The sequence below is a fragment of the Streptomyces sp. NPDC052301 genome (genome assembly GCF_044593395.1).
Classification (GTDB): domain Bacteria; phylum Actinomycetota; class Actinomycetes; order Streptomycetales; family Streptomycetaceae; genus Streptomyces.
Genome location: NZ_JBIUBE010000016.1, coordinates 102904 through 118019, shown reverse-complemented (window position 1 = coordinate 118019; position 15116 = coordinate 102904). Strand labels below are relative to the sequence as shown.

General features: G+C 71.3%; 17 protein-coding genes and 1 pseudogene. 8 read left to right on the top strand and 10 right to left on the bottom strand.

Annotation, left to right across the window (positions count from 1 at the left end; genetic code table 11):
- Window positions 1-10 precede the first annotated feature (10 nt).
- Window positions 11-370 (bottom strand): NADH-quinone oxidoreductase subunit A, encoded by a 360-nt coding sequence (locus ACIHEJ_RS34180; protein WP_003992243.1) that lies wholly within the window; start codon window positions 368-370, stop codon window positions 11-13.
- A 744-nt stretch (window positions 371-1114) separates the two neighbouring features.
- Between ACIHEJ_RS34180 and ACIHEJ_RS34175 the strand changes: the two genes are divergently transcribed.
- Together ACIHEJ_RS34175 and def are read left to right on the top strand one after the other, a co-directional pair.
- Window positions 1115-1933 (top strand): C40 family peptidase, encoded by an 819-nt coding sequence (locus ACIHEJ_RS34175; RefSeq protein WP_400141442.1) that lies wholly within the window; start codon window positions 1115-1117, stop codon window positions 1931-1933.
- Window positions 1934-2080: 147 nt separating this feature from the next.
- The gene (gene def, locus ACIHEJ_RS34170) at window positions 2081-2749 is read left to right on the top strand and encodes a peptide deformylase (protein WP_400141441.1); all 669 of its coding nucleotides are present in this window, start codon (window positions 2081-2083) and stop codon (window positions 2747-2749) included.
- On the opposite strand, the gene ACIHEJ_RS34165 is transcribed toward def, so the two are convergent.
- Window positions 2715-4007, bottom strand: a complete 1293-nt coding sequence (locus ACIHEJ_RS34165) for a geranylgeranyl reductase family protein (protein ID WP_400141439.1) — start codon at window positions 4005-4007, stop codon at window positions 2715-2717. The two genes, def and ACIHEJ_RS34165, sit on opposite strands and share 35 nt — an antisense overlap.
- 97 nt (window positions 4008-4104) lie before the next feature.
- Between ACIHEJ_RS34165 and ACIHEJ_RS34160 the strand changes: the two genes are divergently transcribed.
- Together ACIHEJ_RS34160 and ACIHEJ_RS34155 are read left to right on the top strand one after the other, a co-directional pair.
- Window positions 4105-4623: a GNAT family N-acetyltransferase gene (locus ACIHEJ_RS34160; RefSeq protein ID WP_400141437.1), complete on the top strand. Its 519-nt coding sequence runs from the start codon at window positions 4105-4107 to the stop codon at window positions 4621-4623.
- Window positions 4624-4732: 109 nt separating this feature from the next.
- Complete coding sequence (locus ACIHEJ_RS34155; RefSeq protein WP_400141435.1) at window positions 4733-5041, top strand: PASTA domain-containing protein; 309 nt, start codon at window positions 4733-4735, stop codon at window positions 5039-5041.
- Window positions 5042-5134: 93 nt separating this feature from the next.
- Here ACIHEJ_RS34155 and ACIHEJ_RS34150 read toward each other — a convergent pair whose 3' ends face one another.
- From ACIHEJ_RS34150 to ACIHEJ_RS34130, 5 genes and pseudogenes are all read right to left on the bottom strand, one after another.
- The gene (locus ACIHEJ_RS34150) at window positions 5135-5830 is read right to left on the bottom strand and encodes a demethylmenaquinone methyltransferase (protein WP_400141434.1); all 696 of its coding nucleotides are present in this window, start codon (window positions 5828-5830) and stop codon (window positions 5135-5137) included.
- A gap of 23 nt (window positions 5831-5853) precedes the next feature.
- A pseudogene (locus tag ACIHEJ_RS34145) lies at window positions 5854-6228 on the bottom strand (acyltransferase); the annotation flags it as partial.
- A gap of 207 nt (window positions 6229-6435) precedes the next feature.
- Window positions 6436-7035: a hypothetical protein gene (locus ACIHEJ_RS34140; protein WP_400141432.1), complete on the bottom strand. Its 600-nt coding sequence runs from the start codon at window positions 7033-7035 to the stop codon at window positions 6436-6438.
- Between the two features lie 17 nt (window positions 7036-7052).
- Complete coding sequence (gene mqnC, locus ACIHEJ_RS34135) at window positions 7053-8252, bottom strand: cyclic dehypoxanthinyl futalosine synthase (protein WP_400141431.1); 1200 nt, start codon at window positions 8250-8252, stop codon at window positions 7053-7055.
- Window positions 8253-8374: 122 nt separating this feature from the next.
- The gene (locus ACIHEJ_RS34130; protein WP_400141430.1) at window positions 8375-9124 is read right to left on the bottom strand and encodes a prepilin peptidase; all 750 of its coding nucleotides are present in this window, start codon (window positions 9122-9124) and stop codon (window positions 8375-8377) included.
- An 87-nt stretch (window positions 9125-9211) separates the two neighbouring features.
- Here ACIHEJ_RS34130 and ACIHEJ_RS34125 point away from each other — a divergent pair, with 87 nt between their 5' ends.
- Window positions 9212-10171, top strand: a complete 960-nt coding sequence (locus tag ACIHEJ_RS34125) for a hypothetical protein (RefSeq protein ID WP_400141428.1) — start codon at window positions 9212-9214, stop codon at window positions 10169-10171.
- An 87-nt stretch (window positions 10172-10258) separates the two neighbouring features.
- Here the strand turns inward: ACIHEJ_RS34125 and ACIHEJ_RS34120 are convergent, their stop codons facing one another.
- Both ACIHEJ_RS34120 and ACIHEJ_RS34115 read right to left on the bottom strand, forming a co-directional pair.
- Window positions 10259-11974 carry a protein kinase gene (locus tag ACIHEJ_RS34120; RefSeq protein WP_400141426.1) on the bottom strand — a complete coding sequence of 572 codons (1716 nt, stop codon included), beginning with the start codon at window positions 11972-11974 and terminating at the stop codon, window positions 10259-10261.
- A gap of 50 nt (window positions 11975-12024) precedes the next feature.
- Window positions 12025-12873, bottom strand: a complete 849-nt coding sequence (locus tag ACIHEJ_RS34115; RefSeq protein ID WP_400141425.1) for a menaquinone biosynthetic enzyme MqnA/MqnD family protein — start codon at window positions 12871-12873, stop codon at window positions 12025-12027.
- Between the two features lie 285 nt (window positions 12874-13158).
- Here ACIHEJ_RS34115 and ACIHEJ_RS34110 point away from each other — a divergent pair, with 285 nt between their 5' ends.
- Window positions 13159-13362: a cold-shock protein gene (locus ACIHEJ_RS34110; protein WP_003992177.1), complete on the top strand. Its 204-nt coding sequence runs from the start codon at window positions 13159-13161 to the stop codon at window positions 13360-13362.
- A 92-nt stretch (window positions 13363-13454) separates the two neighbouring features.
- On the opposite strand, the gene ACIHEJ_RS34105 is transcribed toward ACIHEJ_RS34110, so the two are convergent.
- Window positions 13455-14018: a helix-turn-helix domain-containing protein gene (locus ACIHEJ_RS34105; protein WP_400141424.1), complete on the bottom strand. Its 564-nt coding sequence runs from the start codon at window positions 14016-14018 to the stop codon at window positions 13455-13457.
- A 68-nt stretch (window positions 14019-14086) separates the two neighbouring features.
- On the opposite strand from ACIHEJ_RS34105, the gene ACIHEJ_RS34100 reads away from it, so the two are divergent.
- Both ACIHEJ_RS34100 and ACIHEJ_RS34095 read left to right on the top strand, forming a co-directional pair.
- A complete protein-coding gene (locus ACIHEJ_RS34100) occupies window positions 14087-14803 on the top strand; it encodes an AzlC family ABC transporter permease (protein ID WP_400141422.1) in 717 nt (238 codons plus the stop codon).
- A complete protein-coding gene (locus ACIHEJ_RS34095) occupies window positions 14800-15114 on the top strand; it encodes an AzlD domain-containing protein (RefSeq protein ID WP_400141421.1) in 315 nt (104 codons plus the stop codon). The genes ACIHEJ_RS34100 and ACIHEJ_RS34095 overlap by 4 nt, the downstream gene beginning before the upstream one ends.
- The last annotated feature ends 2 nt before the right edge of the window (window positions 15115-15116 follow it).

Genomic DNA, 15116 nt, shown 5'->3' with positions numbered 1-15116 from the left:
TAAAGGCCCCTCAGTCCCATTCCAGGCCGCCGCGCCGCCATACGTACGCGTACGCGACGAAGACGGTGAGCACGAAGAGCAGCATCTCCACGAGCCCGAAGATCCCCAGGGCGTCGAAGGTGACGGCCCAGGGGTAGAGGAAGACGATCTCGATGTCGAAGACGATGAAGAGCATCGCCGTCAGGTAGTACTTGATGGGGAAGCGCCCGCCGCCGGCCGGCGTGGGGGTCGGCTCGATACCGCACTCGTAGGCCTCGAGCTTGGCGCGGTTGTACCGCTTCGGACCGATCAGCGTGGCCATGACCACGGAGAAGATCGCAAAGCCTGCCCCGAGGGCTCCCAGTACGAGGATGGGCGCATACGCGTTCACCGCTCCTCGCTCCTCTCAGTCGGCACTGACTGCTGGCGGTTGCACTGGGCTCACATCCGCCTCACCGGCCCCACGAACCCCGCTGGTCCCGGGCGAAGATCGAGAACATGTGAAGCAGGTCACAAGCCCAACTGCCTCGCATCTTATGCCCGCCGCTCTGTGATCTGCGACACGGGGTATTCCACGAGCTTTGTGATCTCCACCACCTGACGAACGATCATGAAGTCGGATGATGAGTGATCTTCATACGCGAAGCGTTCAGTTGATCACCAGAAGTGACATTCTTGCCGGTCATCGCAGGCCGGAGGGGGCGTCTCCATATCAAGAGACTTCCGGCGCATGCAAATTGGTGTTGGACGGCGGGGCCTGATAGAGGGCCGCGTTCACACATCAGAGGTAGGTCCCGGGCGGGATGTGGACGCGGGCCGGGGCGCGTGCACGCGTTCACGAGCTTCCTGTGCGCGGACGCCGCCCTTCCGGTGACCGTTCCGTGACCTCCGCCACATCCATGAGAGACCCATGAGAACCGGGCTTGGCCAACGACCCCAACCGATGGTAGGCGTGGGGCAATTCGGACGTAATGATCAAAGACCGTGATCAAGGGCTTGATCACCGTCGTCCGCAATGTCCGTTACGGCGTCAATAAAGAGCGACACGCCCGGGCTTCCGGGGCACCGTTGAGCAATTGTGGCGCAGCACACGTTTCTTGAAGATATGAAGGAGCCCCTGGTACCGGTTATTCCCATGTCCCACACCGCTCACATACGCAGCCACCGGAAGCCCCGCCGCAGCGCGTCGACCCTCGCGATGCGGGCCGGAGTTGCCGGTGGCGTCCTCAGCACCCTGGCAGTCGCCGGGGCGTCCGGCTCGGCGAACGCGGCCGAGCCGGTGACGCAGACCCTCGAACTGCCCACCCTGACGGCCGATCTGGCCGCCCAGGCGGCCCAGTCCGCGGACGCCACGCAGCAGGCCGCCGCGAACTACCAGCTGCAGGCCGAGCGCGACGCGGCCGCCGCGAATGCCGCGAAGCAGGCCAAGGCGGACCTCGCGGACGCCAAGCAGAAGGCGGCCGAGGCCAAGAAGAAGGCCGAGGAGGCCGCCCGCAAGGAGGCCGCCGCGCGTGCCTCCCGCAGCGCGGAGCGGACGACGCTCTCCACCACGGCGAGCACCAGCTCCACCTCGACCTCCACGAGCACGTCCACGGCCACCGGTTCCGCCGCGGCCGTCGTCAGCTTCGTCAAGGCGCAGATCGGCAAGGCGTACGTCTCCGGCGCCACCGGTCCGTCCGCCTACGACTGCTCCGGCCTGGTGCAGACGGCCTTCAAGCAGGTCGGTATCAGCCTGCCGCGTGTCTCCCAGGACCAGTCGACGGCCGGCACCCAGGTCTCGCTGAGCAACCTGCAGCCGGGCGACATCCTGTACTGGGGCAGCGCGGGCAGCGCGTACCACGTCGCGGTGTACGTGGGTGACGGTATGTTCGTCGGCGCGCAGAACCCGTCGAGCGGCGTCGGGGAGCACCCGCTGTCGTACGACCCGCCGACCGGCGCCGTGCGGGTGCTCTGAGCACCCCGCACCTCGTCACGCGCGTAGGGCCGCAGCCGCTCGGGGGCTGCGGCCCTTGCGTCGTTCCCGGCGCGCCGGGCAGGTCGTCCTGACATGCTCGGACCGGGCCGCCGTCGGGCGGTCCGTCCCTGAGCGGAGGAGACCGCGATGCCACGCGTGTTCGTGCAAGGAAGTCCCGTCGGCCACCACCCGCGCCACGCCCCCGAGGCCGGGCGCGGCAGGATCCGCCGGATCACCGAGGTCGGCGAGGAGGTGCTGCACAAGCCGTGCCGGGACGTCACCGAGTTCGGGCCCGATCTCGCCGCGCTCGTCGACGACCTGTTCCTCACCATGTACGTCGCCGACGGGGCGGGACTGGCGGCGAATCAGGTGGGCGTGGACCTGCGTCTATTCGTGTACGACTGCCTCGATGACGACGGTGTCCGACATGTCGGGCACATCGTCAATCCGGTCCTGGAGGCGCCGTCGAGCGGCCGGCGGCTGCTGGACGAGGGCGAGGGGTGCCTGTCGGTGCCCGGGGCCGTGATGGACGTACCGCGGCCGGACCGGGCCGTCGTGCGGGGGCAGGACAGGGACGGCGACCCGGTCGTCGTCGAGGGCACGGGGTACTTCGCGCGCTGCCTGGCCCACGAGACCGACCACGTCCAGGGGCACATCTATCTGGACCGGCTCTCGAAACGGGAGAAGAAGGACGCTCTCCGGCAGATGGCGGCCCGGCGGGACGAGGTCTACGCCCGCCGGGCCGCCAAGGCCGAGGCCCTGAGCCGGGCCCAGGGGAGGCTCACGCCTTCGGGGCCACCTTGCTCAGGCCGTTGATGATGCGGTCCATCGCGTCGCCGCCCGTGGGGTCGGTGAGGTTCGCCAGCAGCTTGAGGGTGAACTTCATCAGCACCGGGTGGGTGAGGCCGCGCTGGGCGGCGATCTGCATGACCTTCGGGTTGCCGATGAGCTTCACGAAGGCGCGGCCGAGGGTGTAGTAGCCGCCGTAGGTGTCCTTGAGGACGCGCGGGTAGCGCTGCAGGGCGATCTCGCGCTGGGCGGGCGTGGCCCGCGCGTGTGCCTGGACGATGACGTCGGCGGCGATCTGGCCGGACTCCATGGCGTAGGCGATGCCCTCGCCGTTGAAGGGGTTCACCAGGCCGCCGGCGTCGCCGACGAGCAGCAGCCCGCGCGTGTAGTGCGGCTGGCGGTTGAAGGCCATGGGCAGGGCGGCGCCGCGGATGGGGCCGGTCATGTTCTCGGGGGTGTAGCCCCAGTCCTCGGGCATGGAGGCGCACCAGGCCTTGAGGATCTCGCGCCAGTCCAGCTCCTTGAAGGAGGCGGAGGTGTTCAGGACGCCGAGGCCGACGTTGGACGTGCCGTCGCCCATGCCGAAGATCCAGCCGTAGCCGGGCAGCAGACGGTCCTGGGGGCCGCGACGGTCCCACAGCTCCAGCCAGGACTCCAGGTAGTCGTCGTCGTGGCGGGGCGAGGTGAAGTAGGTGCGCACCGCGACGCCCATCGGGCGGTCCTCGCGGCGGTGCAGGCCCATCGCGAGGGAGAGGCGGGTGGAGTTGCCGTCGGCGGCGACGACGAGCGGTGCGTGGAAGGTGACCTCGCGCTTGTCCTCGCCGAGCTTGGCGGTGACGCCGGTGATGCGGCCGGTGCGGTCGTCGATGACCGGGCCGCTCACGTTGCAGCGCTCGAAGAGGCGGGCGCCGGCCTTCTGGGCGTTGCGGGCGAGCTGCTCGTCGAAGTCGTCGCGCTTGCGGACGAGTCCGTAGTTCGGGTAGGCGGCGAGATCCGGCCAGTCCAGCTGGAGGCGGGAGCCGCCGCCGATGATGCGCAGGCCCTTGTTGCGCAGCCAGCCGGCCTCCTCGGAGATGTCGATGCCCATGGCCACGAGCTGCTTGACCGCGCGCGGGGTGAGGCCGTCGCCGCAGACCTTCTCGCGCGGGAACTCGGTCTTCTCCAGGAGCAGGACGTCGAGACCGGCCTTGGCCAGGTGGTAGGCGGTCGTGGAGCCGGCCGGCCCCGCGCCGACGACGATCACGTCGGCGGTGTTTTCGGAGAGGGGCTCCTTCACGACGGTCACGGCGGGATCTCCCCAAGTTCGAAATCTGCGTGCCGACCGGCACTGGACATGGGCAGTCTATTCAGCAGAATTGATCACCCGGCTGAAGGGCTGCCCTGTGAACCCACCTCTCCCCGCGGTACGACTGCGCGTTCCCACCCACGAGGACGCCGTCGCCTGGCACCGGGTGTTCGCCGATCCCGAGGTCATGGAGTTCTACGGCGGCAAGCCGGCCGCGCTGTCGGTCTACGAGGAACTCACCGCGCGCCAGCGGCGCCACGACGCGGAGCTCGGATTCTGTCTGTGGACGATGCTGGACGAGTCGGGTGAGGTCATCGGGTTCACCGGCGCGCAGCCCTGGCAGCCGGCCTGGGGCCCGGTGGGCGAGATCGAGATCGGCTGGCGGCTCGGCCGCAGGCACTGGGGCAAGGGGTACGTCACGGCGGCCGCGCGCGAGACCCTCGAGCGGGTGCGGGCGGCAGGGGTGCCGGGTGTGGTGGCGATGGTCCGGCCGGGCAACGAGCGCTCGATCGCGGTGACCCGGCGGCTGGGCATGACGCCGGCGGAGACGTACCCGCATCCCACGCTGGACGAGTCCGCGCTCTGCTTCCGCCTCCCGTTCGGCGACGCAGAGTAGTCGTCTGTCACAGAAAGACACCGGCGCCTTCCGGCCGTGGCGCACCGGAGTTACCCTTCCAGTACCACTGGGGGTGACGTCTGTGCGCATACCACCCAAAACACCCGAAGTGCGCGTACCTCGTCTCGTCGGCCTGATGGCCGTGGACGCGCGCGAGACCGCCCGGGCGCGGGGACTGTTCCTCAACGCGCCGGACCGGCCGGACTTCCACCACACCGTCGTCGACTACGTCGTCCGCCAGTTCCCGCAGCCCGGCGCCGAGGTGCCGCCGGACTCCATGGTGTACGTGTGGTTCGACTTCGGTGAGGGAGAAGGCGGCGGGGGCGTGCACGAGCCGCGCATCCCGAGACCGCCCACCGGCGGGCTCCAGCGGGAACTGGGCGAGCCCGGGGCCGCCTTCGAGGTGATCAACCGCTGAGCGGGTCACCCACCAGGACGGTCAGGCGCCGAGCCGGTCGACCGCCGGCACAGTCGGGCGCCGAACCGGTCGACCACTGAGCGCCCGCGGGCGTCAGCTCTCCTTGAAGCCCCGGTGCAGTGCGACGACCCCGCCGGTGAGGTTGCGCCACGCCACCCTCGACCAGCCCGCCTTGCGCAACCGCTCGGCGAGGCCCGGCTGGTCGGGCCAGGCACGGATGGACTCGGCGAGGTAGACGTAGGCGTCCGGGTTCGAGGACACCGCGCGCGCGACCGGCGGCAGGGCCCGCATCAGGTACTCGGTGTAGACGGTGCGGAAGGGCGCCCAGGTCGGGTGCGAGAACTCGCAGATCACCACACGCCCGCCGGGCCGGGTCACCCGGTACATCTCCCGCAGGGCCGCGTCCGTGTCCTGCACGTTGCGCAGCCCGAAGGAGATCGTCACGGCGTCGAAGGTGTCGTCCTTGAACGGCAGCTTCGTCGCGTCGCCCGCCGTGAACGGCAGCCAGGTGTGCTTCCGCTTGCCGACCTGGAGCATCCCGAGGGAGAAGTCGCAGGGGACGACGTACGCGCCGGTCTGCGCGAAGGGCAGCGAGGAGGTGGCCGTGCCGGCGGCGAGGTCGAGGACCTTCTGCGCGGGGCGCGCGTCGACCGCTCTCGCCACCTCCTTGCGCCAGCGCCGGTCCTGCCCCAGGGACAGCACGTCGTTGGTCAGGTCGTACCGTTCCGCCACGTTGTCGAACATCGAGGCGACTTCGTGCGGCTGCTTGTCCAGGGATGCGCGGGTCACCCGCCCATTGTTGCAGCACGCCCTCACGGCAGGAGGCAGGGCTTCTTGCATGCCGCGACGTCCTCGACCCAGCCGCACAGCAGCACGAAGCCGGCGATCGGGATCCAGCCGATGCCGAACATGAACCACCGGTCGTCGAGGGGGAGGTTCTCCTCGAAGGCGGGCAAGTCCCAGAACCGGTCGATCAGCGGGACGGCCAGGATCAGGGCGATCTCGTGCCAGACCAGAAGGCCTGGGCGAGAGGGTCCTCGTCGAGGTCGTAGGTGCCGAAGTCGGCCTGGGGAGAAGGCGTACCAGGCGCCGTAGCCCAGGGCGGCACACGACAGGACGCCGACGAGCGCCGGCCTCGCCCGCCGGAGCACGCCGTCGCGCTGGGCGAAGCCGAGGATCCAGCAGAAACAGGTGCGGACGTTCGCCGAGGGGAAGGAGATCGCCTGGGTGTCGATGTGGTCCGCCTTCCGCGACCGGCAGTGTGCGCACGGGCAGTCCGGGCAGGACGACGCGGCGACCGACTGCAGCGGGGCGAGCCAGAGCCCGGGGGGTTCGGGGAGGCGTTCGGGGAGGCGTTCGCGGGCTGAGCCGACGTCCCCCGGCACCGGCCGGGTTCAGCGGCCGCGGTACACCAGCCGCCCGCCGATCACGGTCGCCACACAGGTCCCGGCGCCGCGCCGGACCAGTTCGGCGCGGTCCGCGACATCGAACACGGCGAACCGGGCGGGACCGCCCGGGACCAGCCTCGGCAGCAGGATCAACGGGGTCGGGGACAGCGCCGGCGGACCCGGGAGGCGGTCCGGCCGCTGTCCCACCGCCAGTCCGGCCCTGCGCACCGCGTCGACGACGGCCCGTGACCGCAGTTCCCCGGCCACCGCCACCGTGCCGTGCGCCAGCATCCGCTGCACCCCGCGCCGCGCGCTCGCGCCGAGGCGGGCGGGGTCGGCGCGGAAGATCTCCCGCGCCCGCTCCCCGCCGATGGGCTCGGTCCCGAGGGCCTCGGCCTCGCGCGGGTCGGGGTGGTAGGTGGCCTCCAGCAGCTCCGGGCCGTACGGATTCAGCAGTCCGGGCGTCAGGATGCCGGGCCAGCGCCGCACCCGCGCCCGCGGGTCGGCGTCGGCCAGTTCCTCGTACCGGCCGAGGGCGGCGACGGACGCCCCGTCGACCAGCACCGCCGTCTCGGGCGACTGTTCGGCAACGTGAAGTGTCAGCACGGAACGCCTGGCCGGTTCTAGTTGGACGCGAGCAGCTTCAGCTCGGGGTGGGCCGTGCCGCCCTCGATGGCCGTGGAGGAGATGTGGGAGACCACGCGGTCGTCGACGGGGTCGTTCGCCGGGTCGTCGTGGACGACGAGGTGTTCGTACGTCGTCGCGCGCTGCGCCGGGACGCGGCCCGCCTTGCGGATCAGGTCGATGATCTCCAGGCGGTTGGAGCGGTGCTTGGCACCGGCCGAGGAGACCACGTTCTCCTCCAGCATGATCGAGCCGAGGTCGTCCGCGCCGTAGTGCAGCGAGAGCTGGCCGACCTCCTTGCCCGTGGTGAGCCAGGAGCCCTGGATGTGCTGGATGTTGTCCATGAACAGCCGGGCGATCGCGATCATCCGCAGGTACTCGAAGAGGGTCGCCTGGGTACGGCCCTTCAGATGGTTGTTCTCCGGCTGGTAGGTGTACGGGATGAAGGCCCGGAAGCCGCCCGTGCGGTCCTGTACGTCACGGATCATCCGCAGGTGCTCGATGCGCTCGGCGTTCGTCTCGCCGGTGCCCATGAGCATCGTGGACGTCGACTCCACACCCAGCTTGTGCGCGGTCTCCATGATCTCCAGCCAGCGCTCGCCGCTCTCCTTCAGCGGGGCGATGGCCTTGCGCGGCCGCTCGGGGAGCAGTTCGGCGCCGGCGCCCGCGAAGGAGTCCAGGCCCGCCTCGTGGATGCGGGTGATGGCCTCCTCGACCGACACCCCGCTGATCCGGGCCATGTGCTCGACCTCGGAGGCGCCCAGCGAGTGGATCACCAGCTGCGGGAAGGCGTCCTTGATGGCCTTGAAGTGCTTCTCGTAGTACTCGACGCCGTAGTCCGGGTGGTGGCCGCCCTGGAACATGATCTGGGTGCCGCCCAGTTCGACGGTCTCCGCGCAGCGGCGCAGGATGTCGTCGAGGTCGCGGGTCCAGCCCTTCTCCGTGTCCTTGGGGGCCGCGTAGAAGGCGCAGAACTTGCACGCCGTGACACACACGTTCGTGTAGTTGATGTTGCGCTCGATGATGTACGTGGCGATGTGCTCGATGCCGGCGTACCTGCGGCGGCGTACGGCGTCGGCGGCGGCGCCCAGTGCGTGCAGCGGGGCGTCGCGGTAGAGGTCGAGCGCCTCTTCCGGGGTGATCCGCCCACCGGCGGCGGCACGGTCGAGGACAGACTGGAGGTCGGCCTTCTCGGTCACCAGGGCGTCCCTTTCGTCAAGACAAGTAAAAGGTGCGCGCGAAGCGCTCAGTTCAAGGGTGATGGTGGGAGACGGGTGGGCGGACCGACTCAGCCTACGCCAGCCGGTTTCCGAGGCAGACCTCAGGCCGCGTACGCGCCGATCAGCAGCCCGGTGAAGGCTCCGGCCATGAGGAACGGGCCGAACGGGATCGCCGTCTTGCGCCCCGCCCGCCGGGCCACGACGAGCGCGCCGCCGTAGAGCGCGCCGAACAGGAACCCGGCGAAGCTGCCGAGCAGGACCGTGGACCAGCCGTACCAGCCGAGTACGGCGCCCATCCCCACGGCCAGCTTCACATCGCCGAAGCCCATGCCGGCCGGGTTGACGAGGTACAGCAGGTAGTAGCCGGCGCCGAGCGCGAGCGCGCCGTACAGCGCGGTGGGCCAGTGGCCGGCGTGCTCGGGCAGCAGGGCGGCCGGGCCGAGCAGGGCGAGGGCGGCGACGGCGAGCGGCAGGGTCAGCGGGTCGGGCAGCCGCCGTACCCGGAAGTCCACCACGGCCAGCAGCACGCCGACGGGGGCGAGCAGCAGCCAGACCGCCAGCTCGGGCCGGGTACCGGTGGCGGCGGCGAGGGCCGCGCAGGTCAGGGCGGTGGCGGCGGCGAGGAGGGGAACGGAGGGGGTGGACGACGCCTCGGGGGCGTCCGCGTCGCCTCGCGGGCACCGGTCGCAGCGCGCCGGGCCGAGCCAGCCCCGGAGGGCATGTCCCCGCGGGCACCGGTCCCGCCACTCCTCCCCCTCCGGGACGGCGAAGCGGTACGCGGCCCTGGGGAGCAGCACGCCCGCCGTCGCGCCCCACAGCGCGGCAACGGCCCACAGCAGCACGTCACTCATGGTGGGGAGAGCCTACCGAGCGCGGGGCCGGGCGGAGGACCGAACCGGCGTCCGCAGGCGTCGGCCACCGCCGTATCGTTACGGCGCATGTGGCCAGGAGAGCAGCCGCCGGGGGGCGGACAGAACCCGCAGCAGCCCCCGGTCGGGAACCAGCCGAACCCGTACCGGCAGCCCGGGTATCACCAGCCGAACCCCTACCAGCAGCCTCAGCCGTGGGGCACGCCCACGCAGCCGGTCGGCGCTCCCGTGCCGCCGCCGGGGGGTGGCGGCCCGAACCGGACGAAGCTCGCCGCCGTGATCGCCGCGGCGACGGTGGTGCTGGCCGCGGTGGTCACCGGGATCGTGATGCTCGGGGACACCCGGCACGACGGGCCCGGCCCCGGGCCCACCGGCACCGCGTCCCCCTCGCCGAGTTCGACCGACGCGCGGAACTCCGGCACCGAGACCGCCACCGTCAAGGGCTGGAAGGTCGTGGCGAACCCGGGCGAGGGCATCGAGTTCGACGTCCCGCCGGGCTGGGAGATCCAGTCCTCCAACTGGGTCACGTGGGTCTCCAGGAGCGGGGACCCGGACGACAAGCCGCTCATCGCCATGCGCGCGCCCGCCTTCCTGAAGAAGACGTGGTGCGCCTCGGACGACGACAAGAACGGCACGCTGGACTACTCACCGCTGGCCGCGGTGGGCAGCAGGGGCAACGAGAGCGGCCTGAGCACCCAGGAGGTCGCCGGCGCCGATCCGAAGACCTGGGTGTACGGGCAGTACACCCAGCCGGACAGGAGCAAGGTGAAGACGGGCCCCGTCGAGTCGTTCACGTCGGTCTCCGGGCTCAAGGGCAGTCTGGGCAGCGCCTGGTCGGTGGGCGTGAAGAAGTCGACGAAGTGCGCGTCGGACGGCAAGGCGTGGACGTTCGCCTTCGAGGGCACCGACGGGAAGGTGGCCTCCTGGTCGTTCTTCGGCGCCAGGAACGTGGCCGGGGAGGTGCCGGACGCGACGATACGGAAGATCGCCGGGACGGTACGGAAGTACAAGGTCCCCTCGGACTCCTAGAGCCCGCTCCCGAGGACGGGCTCCTGGGAACGGAAACGGATTCCTGGGAACGGACTCCTGAGAACAGGCTCCCGGAACCGGCCGTGTCTAGCCGACCTTCGACATGCGCGCGACCGGGTTGCCCTCGTCGGAACTGTCCGACGTGAACCTCAGATCGTCGCCGACCGGGGTCAGCTCCACCTGGTGCGGGGTCGGTACGCAGTGCCCGGGGTTGTCCTCGGCGCCCACGGAGGTCGCGAGAATCTGGGTCTTCGTCACCTTCTTCAGGGTGAGGACGTCGGTGCAGACGCCGCCGATCTGGTCGGTCTGACGGAGCCGTCCCAGCTCCGCGCCGACCGCGGCCTGACGGACGGTGAGCCTGAAGGTGCCCATGGGCAGGTTGCCGTCGAGGCCGGTGGCCCGGCCCTCCCAGGTCCCGAGGTAGCGGGCCGGGACGGCACCCTTGCCGGTGCCGGTACCGGGGCTGCCGGTGGTCGGGCCGGGCGCCGGGGAGTTCACCTTGGCACCGCCTGCGCTGTCACCGTCGCTCTGCCCGAACCAGGGCCGCAGGATGCCGGCCCCCAGGGAGACGGCGGCCAGCGCGCCGGCGACGGCCAGCACCACCGTGCAGCTCACCCGGCGCCCACGGCCGCCCGGTGCCGGTGCGGAGTCCGCCGCCACGGTCACGGAGACCCGGCCGGGTGACGGGACGTCCCGCTGCGCGGGCACGACGGCAGGCGGGGCGGGCAGGTCGTTCGGGGCGCCGAGCGACACGGCGGGTGGGCGGGCGGGCGGAGCTTCCCCCGGTGTCATCACGGGAGCCGGGCCGAACGCTCCGACGCCGGGGGGCGGGGTCGGCCGGGGCAGGACCGACGGTCCGTCCACCGTGGGGTCGGTGAAGGGGACGGGGCCCGAGGGGGCCGTCTCTCCCGTGTCCAGGTTGAGCAGGCTCACGGCGCTGCGGCTGACCTGTTCCACCAGGGGCCCCGGCAGCCAGCCGCCGGCGACCAGACGGGCGGCGCCTTCGGGGGCGAGCCGTCGGCCGGCCTCGGCGGGGGCGGGACGGGCCGCCGGGTCCTTGGCCAGGCAGGCCGCCGCCACCTCCCGAAGCTCGCCGCCGAGGGAGCCGAGTTCGGGTTCCTCGTGCACGACCTTGTAGAGCAGGGCGGCCGAGGAGTCGCCGCGGAAGGGCGGTTCACCGGTGGCCGCGTGGACGAGGACGGCACCGAGCGAGAAGACGTCGGCGGCGCCCGTGACGCCCTTGCCGAGGATCTGCTCGGGCGACATGTAGCCCGGGGAGCCGATCGACACACCGGTGGAGGTCAGGGACGCCGTGCCGTCCATGGCCCGGGCGATGCCGAAGTCGATCAGCAGCGGCCCGTCCAGGGTCAGCAGGACGTTGGACGGCTTCACGTCCCGGTGGACCAGGCCCCGTTCGTGCACGGCCGTCAGCGCCTCGGCGAGGCCCGCGCCCAGGGCCCGTACGGTGTGCGCGGGCAGCGGGCCGCCGTCGGCGACGGCCGCCGCGAGGGACGGGCCGGCCGCGTAGGCGGTGGCGACCCAGGGCACCCGGGCGTCCGGGTCCGCGTCCAGGACGGGCGCGGTCCAGGCGCCGCCGACCCGGCGGGCGGCCTCCACCTCACGCCGGAAGCGGGCGCGGAACTCCTCGTCCAGCGCGAAGTGCGGGTGGACGATCTTCACGGCGACCGTACGGCCGCCCGTGCTGCGGCCGAGATAGACCCGGCCCATGCCACCCGAGCCGAGCCGGCCGAGCAGCCGGTAGGGCCCGACGGTGGCCGGCTCGTCGACTTCCAGCGGCTGCATGGCGCACTCTCCCCCCAACGCCTTCCGTGCAGCAGGGTAGTGACGTGTGCCTACGGCTGCAGCAGGTCCACCTTCACGTCCGCGGGGAAGCCGGTCGTCGGGCCCACGCGGCGGGCGAACTCGGCGACGGCCGCCAGCTGCGGGGTGCCGAAGCTGAAGTCGAGGGTGGTGAAGTACTGCTCCAGGGTGGCCTCGTCGAAGTCCTCCCAGCGGGAGGCCTGTTCGGCGACCTTGCCGACCTCCTCCAGGGAGAGGTTGCGGGAGGCGAGGAAGGCCTCGTGGACCTGGCGGGTGAGGGACGGCTCGCGCTCGGCGTAGTCCCGGCGGGCGGCCCACACCGCGAAGACGAACGGCAGGCCGGTCCATTCCTTCCAGAGCGCGCCGAGGTCGTGCACCTGGAGGCCGAAGCGCGGGCCGTCGAGGAGGTTGGCGCGCAGGGCCGCGTCGCCGATGAGGACGGCGGCGTCCGCCTCCTGCATCATCAGGCTGAGGTCGGGCGGGCAGGTGTAGTAGTCGGGCCGTACGCCGTACCGCTCCTCCAGCAGGAGCTGGGCGAGCCGGACCGAGGTGCGTGAGGTGGAGCCGAGGGCGACCCGGGCGCCGTCGAGGTTCTCCAGCGGGACCTGCGAGACGATCACGCAGGACATCACCGGGCCGTCGCAGCCGACGGCGATGTCCGGGAAGGCGACCAGGTCGTCGGAGTTCTTCAGGAACTCGACGAGGGTGACGGGGCCGATGTCGAGGTCGCCGCGCACGAGCTGCTCGCTGAGCTTCTCCGGGGTGTCCTTGGTCAGCTCGAAGTCGAGGAGCGTGCCGGTTCTCGCGAGCCCCCAGTAGAGGGGCAGGCAGTTCAGGAACTGGATGTGGCCGACGCGCGGCCGGGTGCGAGAATTGTCCACATCGCGAGACTAGACCCCGTGCTGTACGGTGCTCGGACCGGCCCCGCCGTCAAACGGGTTACAGACTTTCAAACATCCGAGTGAAGTGATCTTGCCCTCTATTGCTTTCGGCTGCCCGCGTGCTAGGCTCGCCGCAAGTTGCAGTTTGGTTTCCCTTGCAGTACAGAGCCTGCGGAGCATGTGACCGCGGGCTCTCGTCGTTTTCAGACGTATGCAGTTGTGCAGCACCGTTTCGCACGTGCAGGTTCTGGAGCAGGGCAACCCTTTTGAGCCCAAGGAGGGCTTATGGCTACCGGAACCGTGAAGTGGTTCAACGCCGAAAAGGGCTTTGGCTTCATCGCCCAGGAGGGCGGCGGCCCCGACGTCTTCGTTCACTACTCCGCGATCAACGCCTCCGGCTTCCGCTCCCTCGAGGAGAACCAGCAGGTGAGCTTCGACGTGACGCAGGGCCCGAAGGGTCCGCAGGCGGAGAACGTCACCCCCGTCTGATCACTGCCTGATCGCAGAACCTGAGTGCAGTACCCAAGGAGCCCCGCGCCTTCCGGCGACGGGGCTCCTGCCTTTTCCCGTTCATTTCCGGTTCACATGTGCTGCATGACGAGCACGAATTTCGTTCCGGCGGCGAGCGCCTCGTAGGCGTGCGCGACGTCTCCCCGGTAGGACATGTAGTCACCGGGTCCCAGCTCCACCTCTTCCCCCCGTGGTCCCGCCTTCACCGCCCCTTCCGTGACCACGATGTGCTCCACCGTCCCGGGAATGTGCGGTTCGGAATCCCGGACGGTTCCGGGCTCCAGCCAGACGTGGTAGAGGTCCCGCCGCACGTTCGGCGGGCTCGCCGAGAGCAGTGCGGCCACGTAGCTGGACCGGTCCGAGCGGACCGTGGGGCCCTCGCCGGCCCGGATCACCTGGACGGCGGGCGCGGGCGACTCCACCAGCGCGCTGAACGGCACGCCGAGCGCCACCGCGAGCGCCCAGATCGTCTCCATGCTCGGATTGCCGCTCGCAGCCTCCAGCTGGGAGAGCGTGGACTTCGCGATCCCGGCGCGCTTGGCCAGCTCGGACAGGGACAGCCCGGCGCGACCGCGTTCGCGCTTGAGGGACGCGGCGATCCATTCCATGGGGAGCCGGGCGGGGACGTCGGCCATGTCGTTCGCTCCATCGGTACGATCGTTCGCCTTGACGGACAGGGCGCTCGCTGTCCATTGTAGAAAACATGCGTTCGCCACAACGAACACCCCGCGTTCCCTCTCCCGCCCTCTCCCACGACCGCTCGCTCGTCCGGGACAGCTCGCTCGTCTGGCTGGCCGGCGGGATCGTCGGCGTCTCCTTCGGTGCGGTCTCCGTGGCCGGGGGGCTGCCGGTGTGGGTGCCGGTGGTGATGTCCCTCGTGGTGTACGCGGGATCGGCCCAGTTCAGCGCGGTGGGTGTGCTGCTCGCCGGGGGCGGGCCGGTCGCCGCCGCGGCCACCGGTCTGCTCCTCAACACCCGGACCGCCGCCTTCAGCCTGGCCGTGGCCGGGATCATCGGCTCCGGGCGCGCGAGCCGGTTCCTCGGCGCGCATCTCGTCACCGACGAGACGGTGGCCTTCGCCCTCGCCCAGTCCGACCCGGTCCGGCGGCGGCGGGCGTTCTGGATCTCCGGGCTGGGCCTGTTCGCCGTGTGGAACGTCGGCGTGGCGGCGGGTGCGCTGGCCGGGAGCGCGCTGGGCGACACCGCGCGGTACGGGCTGGACGCGGCGTTCCCGGCCGTGCTGGTGGCACTGGTCCTGCCCGTCGTCCGTGCGGACACGCGGGTACGGCGCTGTGCCCTGGTCGGCGCGGCCGTCGCCCTCGCGGTCACGCCCGCCGTCCCGGCCGGGGTGCCGGTCCTGCTCGCCCTCGCCGGACTGTTCCTGCACCGCCGGCCGGCCGGGACGGGAGCCGCAGCATGAACGCGACACTCGCCATGGTTCTCGCCCTGGCCCTGGGCACGTACGCCTTCCGGCTGGTGGGGCCGGTACTGCACGGAAGGGTGACCGTCCCGCCCCGGGTGCAGGAGCTGGCGTCGGCCGGTGCGGTGGTGCTGCTCGTCGCGCTGCTGGCCACGGGCGCGCTGACCGAGGGAGGCGGCTTCGCGGGCTGGGCCCGCCCCGCCGGGGTCCTGGCCGGCGCCGTACTGGCCTGGCGCCGGGCCCCCTTCGTGGTCGTCGTCCTGGCCGCGGCGGCGACGACGTCGGCGCTGCGGCTGGCGGGGGTGGGCTAGGA